Raw genomic sequence first — 13,202 nt, 5'->3', positions numbered from 1 at the left:
TTGCATTCAACAAATTGAATATACAAAAACAGAAATTTGCACTTAGAGGCCGAAACTACCTTTTTTCTGCCGCACTTCTAGTTAGAATTGGCTTAGTCAAAAATAGCTAGACTCGAGAACGAATTTAAATGTGATATTCACTATGCTTTTTTCCAAACCCTTCCATAACAAAAAATCAAATGATGCCGAAGCCTTGTGTGCAGATATTAACAAAGAAGATCAACTTCAGAATGGCAAATATTTTACCTTGTATGAGACCTCTAATGAACATAATTGGAATATTACCCTTGATAAAATAGCTGAACTGGAAGCAAAAGAAACAACTAATCTTCGTATTGCCCTCCTGATCGGTGAGTCTCATATCCTTTCTATTGCACCAGAAATATCACAACATGCCGATCTGATTATATGTAACGATGTGAATACCCAGCTTAATCAATATACGCAATTCTTAGTATCATGCATGAGAAAAGCTTCTAGCCGTCAAGAGTTTGAACAATATTACAAAGAAATGAGTGATGAAAAATTCGCTAACCCTCTAGTTAATAATAAAAATAGCATTGACTGTTTATGGCAAAATTTGACCCATAATATCATTAAAGAAAAGTTTTTTTTATCGACAGAAGAACGATTTTTAGCATGCAAAAAAGCCGTTGACTCACTTTATTTTTCATGGTCCAAAGTTGATTTGTTTAAACCAAACGAGTGTATTCTCTTAAAAGAGCTCATAGACAAAAACCATGGTGCCGTAACTGTTCTAAATGTAACGAACTTACATAATTATTGCCAAGGTAGCCGAGAGCAGTATAAGCAAGCCATTAATGTGTTACTAGATAAATCTGACAATCCCTTCTTGCTATATTCTTTATCATATGGTTCATATGGCAATGCCTCGTACCTAATAAGCAAGCTAAGTGTAGGCACAGAAGATTACTTTCATTTTTATAATGAAGGTGAAAAACTTAATAGAGATCGCCCTGATAACTGTCGCATTGACCCAATGATAAATTTAGCTAATCTTATTTTAAAAACAAAAGCACTGGAACTTAATCTGCCTTTACGATTTGTACCAAAATTATCCTTAATAGAAGAGTCAATAAGAATTAGTGTGAACACTTTACCCAACACTTCCCTATCAACAGATATTCGGCATACACTTTACTTATTGCTTAAAGACCTTTTACCCTGGGACTATCAATATTATTATGAAGAAGCAGAATTATATAAAAAACCAATGATATTTATTACGGATAAACTCTATAGCCAATATTTATATCTAAAAAATACTTATGTCATAAGAAAAGACAACTGCGCCTGTTATCTTGCTTTAGGAAGAAATGAAAAGAGTATATCAGACCGCATCTTATACGGGAAAATTTCGATAGAGGATACTAAGCTACTGGAGGAAATACTCAATCCTATCTCTTTACCTGAAAAACCCACATCGATTCATCAATTAAAAGAGGATGGCCTATTATCAGAAGATGCATGCCAGAAAATAGAAGAGGTTATTATCTCCAGAATAGGAAAAGCGCGGTATGATCTCACCCGATTTTATCAACCAGTAAACGTTAGCAGGCTCAGAGATTTCATAGAAGAGCATATCCCAGCTGTTTATGTCACAAGATTAATTGCCAAAACGAATATCTATCTCAAGCAATTAGCCAAGGAATTACAATTACCACCATATTTAATACCTGAAGTTAAAGCCATTGAAAACAGCCAAGAGCTCCAGCTTATTTTACCAAAAGACATTCCACTCAATTATGCGGAACCTCTTTATTTCATTCTCTGTGCATTCGTCGACCATGAAATATTCTATGTCGATGAGGCGGATCGCCAAGAATTTATCCTGTTCTGGCTGAAAAGTTGCAGCGAAAAAGGTCTTCAACTACCTTTACATGAATTACATGGGTTTGTCTCTGCCCAACAAGAAAAAGTGTTCACCAATGACTACGGATTTTTTAGTGGGTCTACGCCACAAGAAGTATTACCTGCTTGGATTGAGAACCCAATACAACCTGTTATTTCTTAAAGGTTGACAATATTTAATCAAATTGACAAAATAAAAACAAATTGCAAAACCAAAGACAGAAAAGCCCAAACGAAATAATAATTCAATTTTGATTAAAGGGCTTGATATCACCGTATCCGAATTTAATGACAGGTATAATGAACATTATTCACTGATAGAGGAGAAAGGAATTTTAATGGAGGGATTCTGGACAATTAGCGACAGTAACAACAAGGAATGTGCTATGTTCTTTTATGAAAAAGAAGAACATGAACTGAGGGGAAACTACTTACAGCGAAGCAAAGTATAATTTTGTTGCGACTCTTAACAAGACGAATAATATGTCCCAAATTATGACACCAGCCTAAATACCGTGAACAAAATTTCTAACATATCCCATTAATCTAGAGACGCTTGAAGAGTAAATGAAGTCTAAGTTTATTCATTTTTATTATTTAAGAGGTTGTGGCTGAATACTAATCTAACCTCCTAATTAAATTTTATCTCTTACAAATTATTTATAGAATTTTCTTAATTGTATCTTTATTTTTTTCAATTGTTATGGTGGTACTAATAGGTGAATTTAATTTTGCAAAAAAGTTAGATAGATTAGAAAAATCTAAACATTCTACTGAAATCGATTTTAAATTTGGGTTACTAATATTAACAGTTATTTTTTCGCCAAAAACTTGCTGACTAAAAATTGCGGCCAATTTTTAGTTAGATATCGGATTATAAAGTTTACATGCATTTCCATCAGTATTTAATTTCACGAAGCTAACCTGTTTCTGTTACAAGTTGAACTGAAGAGTGTACCGTTTACTTATGAAGCAACTCGTGTCACCGGATTAGTATTGATCGATCTACAATCATAGTGGTAAAATTTGATTCCCATTAGTCTTAAAGTAAAAAAATGAAAGTTAATATTCAAGGCTTACCCAAACATCAGGTTTTAATAGCGCTGTATGAAAATGCGAAAAATAGTCAATGGACGTACAACACAATGGCCATTAAAATTTGTAATAGCCACGAGCCCTGCATCACAAGATATTATCAAACAGAAATAAATGATGCATTCATGTCCATGGTACTAACTGAGGAAGAGGCACAAACCAATTTATCAGCCAATTTATACGTGGACTATATCGGATTTATCGCAATTAAAATTTCCTTTACAGAAGATTTAATTGATGTATCTAATTATGATAAACTTCACCATAACTTTGATAAATCGAATCGTGCTTATGTTGAACCAGTCAAAGAAGCTTCTGATGTTATTAATGATTTAAGAAAACGACTGGGAATTTCTAAAAAGCAAGAATTTCCGAATATTGTACCTTCCTACTCAACAACTGAAAAAAATAGATTGTTCACACCAGCGTCGAGCCATGATTTTTCTCAAATTGAAAACAATAACTCATGTTCACCTATCATTAAGAAATTAAATCTGTCGGTAGATGAATTTAACAATACATATCAAGGTAAATATGTTATTAAAGAAGACAAAGGTTATGTAACAAAGGGATTCTGGTCTGTTTTTGATGAAAATGAAAGAGAGTGCGGCGTATTTAGTACTCGAAATAATATGCTGGTAGAAACGATGTTTAGTGAAAATAAGTATCGCTTCACTAAATCTTTGGAGAAATTTAAATCTGTTAGCATTACTGAAAATACAATGAAACTTTAAAAGTTATTTCATTATCCGGCTAAGATTGTATGACAGTATAAGCTTGTCTGGAATATATTCCCAAATAATAAAGCTCACACAGGGTTATTCCAATTAATGCAGATCTTCTTGTGGTTTATCTAAAAACTTTAAAAATTCAAAGCGGATTGCGTAACCGTTCACGGCCTCTTCCAATTACCCATAAGTATTTTTCCCCAGCAGATATCTATGAAGGATATCTGCAAGTTTTAAAAACTCTCGCCAAATAACGATGAATCCAGGAGGAGGGTCTGATTTTCTTGCGAGATATCCGCCAAGTCTGGCCGTTTTTATGAGATAAGAAGCCAAACTTTCAGTTTTTTCCTCTTGTAGCTTAGTTTTTATCAATTGATCCAGTAGTTTTATTTCTTCTACTGTGAATACCTGCTTTGGAGACGCATCAGGTGAGGAGCGGTTAATCATGGTCATCCAGAAAATTCGCCAGCTCAAAATACAGAAAATGGCAATAAGATTGGTTATTCTCTGAGCTGTTCTGAGTTTCGATGAATCTGCCGTGCAGCCAGATTTCAATATCTTATGAAAGGTTTCTATTTCTCCATCTCAACGCGTACCAATGCAGTTTTTCAACTGCGTCAGACATCGAGTTAACGGGCAGATCGGTAAGTAGTTACCAGACAATTCTTTCCCTATTTGTAGGTGTTTCTTTCTCTTCGGCATGAATGACTGTAAGTTCAAGAGAAGGATATTTTTTCTGTTTGGAGACAGGCCAACAGTTGGATGCGTTCATGCTTAAGCTCAAGACTGACTTCCTGTTTAGTACCTTCTGCATCCAGAAATTCAATGGTATGCATTCCCTGGATTTCTGCAGTCTCCATCCTGTCGGCAACTGTCTGTTTTCCATCCCCAATCAGACGATCAACGCAAGTGCGTACCAGAAAATGGGTGCTCAGCTCCTGAGCCATACAGAACAGCTCATATATATCACTCTCCCTGTCACCAATATGAACCCATCGGGATGGCTGACACAACAATTCCGTAGACTGTTTCAAATTCTCAAGCCAGCGCCAGATTTCCTTTTCCCCTATCGGTATTCGGGTTGGATTAATATGCTTTTTCAGGGCATTGGTTCTCTTGAACTGTTTGCGAACCCTTGTAATGTCGAAACTATATTGGATCACATATCTTCATGCACCTCAAAAAAATTCATTATTTTTCCATGGAATAAGGGTCACTTTTTGTGACCATCTCTCAGGAACAAGTCGCGGCACGTGGGCAGTGGGGATGAGTTGTTAACACGCCCAGGATATAATTAGATTTCATATCTAACTGAACAAAAAAGATGCTTTTTAATTTAAATAATATTCATTCTGTCACTGAATGACCATTTCAAGAGCTACTTTGCCCATGTCTTGGGGGCTCTTGTTATTTATCATGAGTCGTAATTGATTGAATGTTTTTCTCCAAATCTAGGAGTTTCTTCTCAGCGTCGGTTTGCACTTGAAATAAGCGAAAACGATTGGTAACAAAATAAGTAGAAAACCCAGTAGCTAGTGTAATTATGGCGCTGGCAATATCTGCTAAGACTTGTTTCCAACCACGATGTTCTTTGAGTACGGGTCGAGCATGTGATATCGCTTCTCCAGTTGTTTTCTTAAAATCATCTAATTTTTTTTGTATCGCTTCGGGTTTATTCACAAAATCGAGACGTGCATGCTCAAGGGCTTGGTATAACTCTCTTGCAGCCTTGGCAGCATTTTTATATTTTTGGGGATTCTTAAGAGCATATTGCTCAAACTCCTTCGTTTTTTCTTGAATAATTTTGAGATGAGTCATAAAATTACTTTTTTCTAAAATATCGGTTGCTTCAGCAATCTCCATCTCACGCTGTAGTTCCTGGAGTTTTTCACTCCTTTCAAATTCTTTTTTGGTGTTCTCTTCTAAGGAAGATTCTTTGGTTGGAACTTCATTGGATGAATGAAGCGGAACCTGGACTGTTTTGTCAAGCGCGTGTTGCTCAGTGACGCAAATTGAATTCGATGGGGCAGGATTTAAGTGTAGGACTTCTGGCTCAGAACTGTGCGGTAAGTTTGAGTCCGACACATCTTCTGTAAGTTGGTTAAAAAACTCCACCATTATCCCTCCATGTTTAAATAAGTGTGAAGATGAGGTACTCAATGAAAAAGCATCATCAACCTGTCGCATCAATTCGTGATCGCTTGCAAAAGAGGGGCCGTATTTGTTGGATAAGTATCGTGTAAATTCCTGTTGTTGTTCAGAGCTGACGTTAAGACTTTGGATATGTTTTATCTCGTCTTCATTTAAATCTCCCTCCTCAATGTTTTTATCCCAAGCTTGTTTGACAGCAACGATATTACTGTTTGTTATTGTTTTTTCGAAATGCGCTCTAAGAAATTCGTTGATTTCCGTTTTGATAATGTCTTTTGTAAGTAGTTTCAGTAAGGGATGACCCAGCACCGCTTGAAAGAGCCGGCGTTTCACCCCTGAAAAGCAACTGGGTCGATCGCCTTCGAGGTCATCGTATTGCTCCTTTATTCCTTGGTGATTTAGTCTACTTTTATCCCAATTATGAGCACGTCCTATATGAGCAAGCTCATCAATAAAATGTTGAAGACGGGTTATCAAGGTAAAACCATCAATACAAGGGGTATTTTCATCAATTGTGGCTAAATATAAAATGCTAATAAGGGTTTGGTACTTCTCAAAAGTAGACCAACGTGCGGTCTGTGCCTGGTTGATATTGACGTAACTGGCTTGGTGATGCATCCAAGGATTGGGTTTAGAGAGGTATCGCCAAGCAGTGTGTGCTTTGTTTTGGTAGTATGCTGTTAATGCCCGTTGTTCTTGCTCGGACGTTAACTGGAGTTGTTGAAAAGCATTCCAAGTTAGAGGTAATTGGAGAGACTCCTCTTGAATTGTCAAGCGGGCAGGATTTTCTTGATAAAGAGCTTCTAACTTAGTGCGTAACTCGTTCATTATTTGATTCACACCGCCTTGTTTTAATAAAGGCTGATAACGGTTGATGGCTGCCTGCAACCGTTGTTGTTCTCCTTGGGTTAATACGATAAGTGACGACTCATGGTTTGCTGCTAACTCGGCTAAATTGAGCCTTCCTTGCTGCTCGTCCAGATAATAATTATTTTGTTCTGCAAGGGTTCGTACCTCAGGAATCGTTAATAATAAATTAGCTGCTGCTGCATTACCTACGGATTGCGCAAGGCGCAGTAATTCATTGGTGCGCCAAATATAAGGTCCAGCATGAGCCAAGGCTTTAACAGCAGGAATGCATAACAAAAAGCGGAGATGCTCGATGAGCAGGAACTCATTTCTCCGAATGAGATTACGGGCGATGTAAAACAATAATTGAGCTTCCTGAGGTTCCACATCAAAGACCGCATTGGGGTTTTGTGCTTGGGCTTCGAGTCGTTTTGTGTAAAGAGCGGTCATTTTTTCTGTCACAAAAGGCTCAACATAATCTACCCGGTATTCTTCATGAGCTTCTATATAGTCAAATGAATGTGCATTTGCATGAGCTAATAAATAGCGTCTTATTTCATTCTTATTGGCGCGAATTTCTCCTGTAAAACATCCATAAAGTAAGTTTGTGATCCTATTCCAATGTTCGTTTGATGTTTTTTGTTTCAGATACTCCAACACAGGAAGATGTCCCTGTTCTACCGCTGCAAAAAAAGCATTAAAATTATCTGCTGCAATCATATTTTGCAATTCTTGAGGGGCTTTCTCTTCCAAATATTTTAAGATATCAACGGAGCCAAACTTTGCGGCGTATCTAAAACCACGGAAATTATTTGCTTTAATCATCTCTTGAAAGAGCTCTCTGGAAACATGTTCTTCAAAAAATTGGAGGATATTTAAATGTCTGCCTATAATCGCCCGTATAAAAGTAATAAAATCCGCCCGAGGAAGTGCTTTTCGGAGTATGTCTGGTTCTTTTTGATGAAGATATTGAAGAACATGTAAATGGCCAAAGCAGGCTGCAAATTCAAAGGCATAAAAATTACTGGCTTTAATCATGTCGGTGATTTTCTCAGGAGCCAATGATTCGAGGTATTTGAGGACTTCAAGAAAGCCACGTTCTGCTGCACGGTAGAACATTTCATAATCGTCCCTTGCAATTATAGCCCCCCAATCGATGTTTATTTTTTCTACTGATGCTTTAGCTGTCATATCTTTTGCAAGGAACTTTAGGGTATGAATATGTCCTAGTTTTGCCGCTCTTTGTATTCTTAGAAAATAACTTTCCGAAAGTGAGTGTGAGTAGAATTCTTTTTCAGAAAGCGTTTTGAGTAATTCTCTCGTGCGAGGACCTTCTTCCAACATCACTGTAAGGTTTAGTTGCGACGACTCATCAAGGTTTAATTTTTTTCCTATTTCTATAAGTTCTTTAGTGCTTAATGCAGGATGACTGACTGCTATAGCTATCCAAGTTTCTCTTGTTTTAAGTTCATTGGCTATGGCGGCATTTTTTATTTCATCATCGGTGGACCCCATCAAGTCCAGAATGGAGTCAGGGATCTCATTATTTTTAAAAAATTCAAACCATATATTTTGAGGAATTAATGAAGCCAGAGGATGATTTTCTCTATTAGCATGGGTGTGGAATTTCATTGGAAGGCTCGTAATTGATGATATAGGTCTTAATTGAATCAAAATAAATCAATTAAATCTAATTGGATATATTTATATCTGATATCAAATAATTTGATAAGGGGCGGAAAAGATGATAACTCAACAATAGGAATTATCCTTTGTGTCGATAAGAATGAAACAATTGTGAAATAGTCAGTAGAGAAGAGGATCGAATGAGCCAATAGTCTGCAGTATAAATCATAAATGTCCGCTTCTCTATCGGCAACCGTGATTACCATAGTATCAGGAACTTGCAAAGCGACTTGATTAGTGCCCTGGAAATGGGGAAGAGCCGATTTTTATTTGAAAATGGCGCGCCCGGAATGATTCGAACCTCCGACCCCCTGGTTCGTAGCTACATTGATCAAGAAAAACATTTAATAAAATCAGGATGTTGCAATGTAACAAAATTAGCAACCACTGCCTAAAACTGCTTGAAACAACTATGGTTATACTACAGTATGTTACATACTTTGTTACCCATCACTAGATTTTTAGAGATGATTTATATACTCGCAAGATATTGTTATTTAAATCAATTGACAAATTGTTGGCGTACGCCTGGCATATTGAAGTATGCGGTAAACTTTGGGTAAGTCTGCCTTCGGTAATGCAGATTTACCCAAAGCTCACTTAGTTCTCTGGAAATCGAGGCTATGTGCAAACTAAGCCACCAATTTATCAAAATGCGAATTCGCGACTATGTGAATGATCGGATCTGCATGCATCAGATAATATAGTAAAAGGATAAGTGACAAACATAGAGGCTAGTGCAAGTACTGCTGCAATTGAAGCAATTGCAATAGTTATGGAGCTAATTGCTGGTAAAATCGGAACTATAGTTGATAAAACGAGACAAGCACCGATTCCTAAAGCAAGATCATTTGGATCGGGGTGATCAGAGTCCAGGAAGGCATTAATCGTTAATCGATAGGGGCAGATAGCAAATTTTGCGCATTTCCAAAAAAACGATCCATAAAAATTGGTTAATGATTTAGTCGCCGACATACATTACTCTCTATTACAAGGTTTTTATTAGAAAGGATTATAAATCAATTATTAAAGAAGTATATCGCCTCAATTAAAAAATATTCATATTTTTAAAAACGCTAAAATTAAAAGAAAAATCAGTTCTTTTGGAAGTTCTTAGATTAATGGCTAAGAATTAACTAGCTAATCTAGCTGGTTTTGTGTATGTCATTGCAAAATCGACGATTAAAACAAAATTTCCTCAATACGCGTTAACCATTGATACCGACATAGGGCAAAACTTCCTAAAGGTGAATGGATTTGAGGAGCACTCACTGGATGGTATAACAATACCGGATAAAATTTTTTCTGGCCATACATTAACTACATTCAGTGCCACAGCTAGATTGGGCGTAAAAATTAATCGGTTTTTGGTCCAGCACTTTTAGAATATGGTTATCGATTTTTCTATTTAGGGCAAGGTAATTTCAATAAAGCAAATAATCAAGTGCTGAACACGTTGAAAACAGGTAGTAATTATGCCAATGCGATCATATGTTCAATGATTATTTAAAAAAGCAAAGCTTCTGACATGGGCCGTAAAGACAAATCACTCAAAGGACGAACTTTTACATGAAGCCTCACTATCTTCTCCGTTTATTCATATTAGCGCATAATTTTGTAAGAAATCTCTTAATTTGAGTTCGAGGCCTTAAAATGGGCCGCGCATTTTAATTCAGCTGAGGAGTGGTAAAGGTTTAACTTTAATTTAACAGATACCTTATTTGAGATAGATAACGTACCGGCCTGTTGTAAAAGATGCGCTATTTTTGATCATGCAATGTGATATAACTGAAAACAAAAGAAAATTAACAAGTCTTTTAATATTAATCACTACAGCAGCTATGTAGGCCTGGATCTGCATATTATCAAGACCACGATACTTCGCTTTTGAAAGGCAATGATAGTTTTTTAATTCATTCATAACACCTTCAATTTTCCATAAACGTTCTCGTAATTTTTCTTTAAATTCCTCAGTTTCCATTTTAATTTTCACTTTTTGAAATAAATCGGCATGAATATGCCGTGCCATAACTCGAATGTCTCTATTCTTCATTTGAGGCACTTGGCAAATTGCTTTTAAAGAGCATTCACGGCAATCTTTTGTATGGGTACGATAAGAAATATAACCCTCGGAATTTATTTTTCCTGGTTTAAATTTAATATTTGCAAAGCAAATATAAGTTTTTTTAATCTCATCATAATTAATTCCATGTATTTCTTTATCAGGAGTTTTACCACTACGTGTAGTAAATAATGGTATAAATTCTTGGATACCCATATCATTCAGGGATGAAATAACTTCTCCAGAACCATATGCTCTATCTGCTATAACTTCTCTCAACATTAATTTATTTTTTAATTGAACTATTAAGTCTAAGTAAGGCTGAGAGTCATGTACTGCTCCAGTTGTAATCTTTATGGCACTAATTACACGGCTTTTACTATCATAACACACATGTGCTTTATATTTTAAACTTCTTAATGTTCCTGATTTAAAAGCTAACGTTGCATCAGGATCGGTTTTGCTCCGATGAGTTTTATTAGAAATATGCCACTTATTTTCAGAGATGCCATCTTTAGATGGTTTTATATTTTTAGGAACTTCTTTATTTAATGGCTTCATCGAGTTCAACGAGGCATTTGCTTGAATTAACGTACTATCTGTCATCACATTCTGGCTTTGAAGAAGACCAGCTTGCTGACATTGTTCGACAATGGATTGAAAAAATTTTTCGAAAACCTCAACCGTATAGCGTTTTTTAATGCGACTCAAACTTGCGTGATGGGGAATAGAGTCATTTAGTGTTAATCCACAAAACCATCGGTAGCAAATATTATAATGAATATCTTGAACTAGTTGTCTTGTCGATTTGATGGAAAATATATAACCTATCAGCATCATTCGAAAATATAATTCTGGTGCAACTGAAGGACGTCCATTATTGGGGCAATAGCAAGACTCGGTAATCTCTTCAATAAATGAAAAGTCGATGCATTCATTAACTTTTCTTAAATAGTGCTTTTTAGGTATTAGTTTATCCAGTGATAAATAATCAGTATGTTGGGATTTGTCGAGAATTCTTCCTTGCATTTAACTTCTTGTTATTCAATTAAAATTGATGGATTAGATCATTTTTATCAGAGTGTGTAAAGTTTCCTCATCTTTTACAACAGGCCGGTACCTTATCCATCACAAACAGGGTATAAGCATGAAAAAATAAAAAAAGAGGCGTTATGAATTTACGAGATAATCAAAATTCAAAAAATCAAAATTTGTGATGGATAAGATTCTTCATCCTTTGGATGAGGCTATTGGTACCGACTCCTTGCTGCATTAAAAAATTATTATATTTGAGTGGTTAAGGAGCAGATAGGCCCATCAATTAGCATTCAATTTGATCTAGTAATTCAATCTGTTCATTAAGATTGACTATCTGATTTTGCCAATATACAGGCGTATTAAACCATGGAAAACTCAAGGGGAAAGCTGGATCTGTCCAGCGTTTTGCAAGCCATCCTGAAAAATGAAGCATGCGTAGTGTACGTAATGCCTCGATTAAATGGCATTCTCGTGGATTAAAATCATGAAATTCACAATAACCTCGTAAAATCTTCTCTAATTGTAAATCCATTTGTTCCTGTTCACCGGAAAGAAGCATCCAAATATCCTGTATTGCAGGACCCATGAGGCAGTCGTCTAAGTCCACGATATGTGGACCCGATTCGTTCCATAAAACATTTCCAGCATGACAATCGCCGTGCAAGCGGATTTGATCAACGTGAACTATAGATTTAAATATCTGTTCTATCTTTTGTAATGCCGTTTCGGCTGTTTTGCAAAAATTAGGTATTAAATAATCAGGAATAAAATTTTGCTCAAGTAGAAGTTTGTAAGGATCATGCCCATATGTTAGAGGATTTAATTGCATACGATGCTCAAATGATTTGAATGCACTAATTCTATGTATGCGCCCTATAAAGCGGCCCATCCATTCTAGTTGCTCACTATTATCCAATTCTAGTGCGTGACCTCCGCGCCTTGGAAAGAGTGCGAATCTGAAATCATGATAATGGTGTAAGGTTTGGTCATTAATAATTAGAGGTGAAATAATGGGAATTTCATGTTGTACTAATTCAAGTGAAAACTGGTGCTCCTCTAAAATAGCTTCTGAACTCCAACGATTCGGTCTATAGAATTTAGCTATGAGGGGCTCATCATTTTCAATTCCTATTTGATAAACGCGGTTTTCATAACTATTGAGTGCGATTAAACTGCCGGTGCAAAGAAGCCCCGTGCTTTCAACTGCATCCAAAATGGCATTGGGATGGAGTTGTGTATAGGGTGTTTGATTCTCGTGATTCAAATACGAATTCTCTGCTGGGAAAATATAGGGATGTATTATATAGATTGTATGTTAACACAATAATATTTTTTTCCAAAAAACGATAATTAGTTGGTGCCTTTTGTAATAGTTCTGTTAGCAGGAGTAATTATCAAATAAAGTTTAAAAAAACCACCCGGCCTGTTGAAAAATATGAAAAAACTTTACTCAAATTATCAAAAATGATCTAATCCAAATTTATTTTCAATGAGTTAGATTATTTGTATGCAAGGATCAATTAATGGGAAGAAAAGTATTTCAGGTTCGGATTTGGAAGAGTTAATTCCTGAAACCCATTTTTTGAAGAAAGTAAATCAACTAGTCGATTTTTCTTTTGCTAATGCACTCACCGAAAAACTTTATAGTCCTAACAAAGGTCGCCCCAGTATTTCTCCGGAACTCTATTTGCGAATAAAATTAATAGGTCATTTGTTTAATA

At 35.9% G+C, this 13,202-nt stretch carries 9 protein-coding genes; 3 read left to right on the top strand and 6 right to left on the bottom strand.

Annotated features, from left to right (window positions below; all coding sequences use genetic code 11):
* The first annotated feature begins 142 nt into the window (after nucleotides 1-142).
* A complete protein-coding gene (locus tag Lsan_RS17525) occupies nucleotides 143-2,035 on the top strand; it encodes a hypothetical protein (protein ID WP_058515419.1) in 1,893 nt (630 codons plus the stop codon).
* 892 nt (nucleotides 2,036-2,927) lie between these two features.
* Complete coding sequence (locus Lsan_RS17520; RefSeq protein ID WP_058515418.1) at nucleotides 2,928-3,701, top strand: hypothetical protein; 774 nt, start codon at nucleotides 2,928-2,930, stop codon at nucleotides 3,699-3,701.
* Between the two features lie 174 nt (nucleotides 3,702-3,875).
* Here the strand turns inward: Lsan_RS17520 and Lsan_RS17515 are convergent, their stop codons facing one another.
* From Lsan_RS17515 to Lsan_RS17490, 6 genes are all read right to left on the bottom strand, one after another.
* Nucleotides 3,876-4,142: a hypothetical protein gene (locus Lsan_RS17515; protein WP_133134330.1), complete on the bottom strand. Its 267-nt coding sequence runs from the start codon at nucleotides 4,140-4,142 to the stop codon at nucleotides 3,876-3,878.
* Nucleotides 4,143-4,411: 269 nt separating this feature from the next.
* Complete coding sequence (locus Lsan_RS17510; RefSeq protein ID WP_058515416.1) at nucleotides 4,412-4,858, bottom strand: hypothetical protein; 447 nt, start codon at nucleotides 4,856-4,858, stop codon at nucleotides 4,412-4,414.
* A gap of 244 nt (nucleotides 4,859-5,102) precedes the next feature.
* Nucleotides 5,103-8,327, bottom strand: a complete 3,225-nt coding sequence (locus Lsan_RS17505) for an ankyrin repeat domain-containing protein (RefSeq protein WP_058515415.1) — start codon at nucleotides 8,325-8,327, stop codon at nucleotides 5,103-5,105.
* A gap of 702 nt (nucleotides 8,328-9,029) precedes the next feature.
* Nucleotides 9,030-9,356, bottom strand: a complete 327-nt coding sequence (locus Lsan_RS17500) for a hypothetical protein (protein ID WP_058515414.1) — start codon at nucleotides 9,354-9,356, stop codon at nucleotides 9,030-9,032.
* 742 nt (nucleotides 9,357-10,098) lie between these two features.
* Complete coding sequence (locus Lsan_RS17495; protein ID WP_058515413.1) at nucleotides 10,099-11,472, bottom strand: IS1182-like element ISLlo2 family transposase; 1,374 nt, start codon at nucleotides 11,470-11,472, stop codon at nucleotides 10,099-10,101.
* Between the two features lie 292 nt (nucleotides 11,473-11,764).
* Nucleotides 11,765-12,745: a serine/threonine protein kinase gene (locus Lsan_RS17490; RefSeq protein WP_058515412.1), complete on the bottom strand. Its 981-nt coding sequence runs from the start codon at nucleotides 12,743-12,745 to the stop codon at nucleotides 11,765-11,767.
* 243 nt (nucleotides 12,746-12,988) lie between these two features.
* On the opposite strand from Lsan_RS17490, the gene Lsan_RS22720 reads away from it, so the two are divergent.
* The coding region (locus tag Lsan_RS22720) for a transposase (RefSeq protein ID WP_475001233.1) at nucleotides 12,989-13,202 on the top strand (214 nt) is incomplete at its 3' end.

The organism is Legionella santicrucis (genome assembly GCF_001468135.1).
Lineage (GTDB): Bacteria > Pseudomonadota > Gammaproteobacteria > Legionellales > Legionellaceae > Legionella > Legionella santicrucis.
Note: the sequence above shows the minus strand (reverse complement) of the source record. Positions and strands in the feature narration are given on the sequence as shown.

Coding starts and splice junctions, on each gene's coding strand:
- Lsan_RS17525 (WP_058515419.1), top strand. CDS start 143: ATGCTTTTTTCCAAACCCTTCCATAACAAAAAATCAAATGATGCCGAA.
- Lsan_RS17520 (WP_058515418.1), top strand. CDS start 2,928: ATGAAAGTTAATATTCAAGGCTTACCCAAACATCAGGTTTTAATAGCG.
- Lsan_RS17495 (WP_058515413.1), bottom strand. CDS start 11,472: ATGCAAGGAAGAATTCTCGACAAATCCCAACATACTGATTATTTATCA.
- Lsan_RS17500 (WP_058515414.1), bottom strand. CDS start 9,356: ATGTCGGCGACTAAATCATTAACCAATTTTTATGGATCGTTTTTTTGG.
- Lsan_RS17505 (WP_058515415.1), bottom strand. CDS start 8,327: ATGAAATTCCACACCCATGCTAATAGAGAAAATCATCCTCTGGCTTCA.
- Lsan_RS17515 (WP_133134330.1), bottom strand. CDS start 4,142: ATGATTAACCGCTCCTCACCTGATGCGTCTCCAAAGCAGGTATTCACA.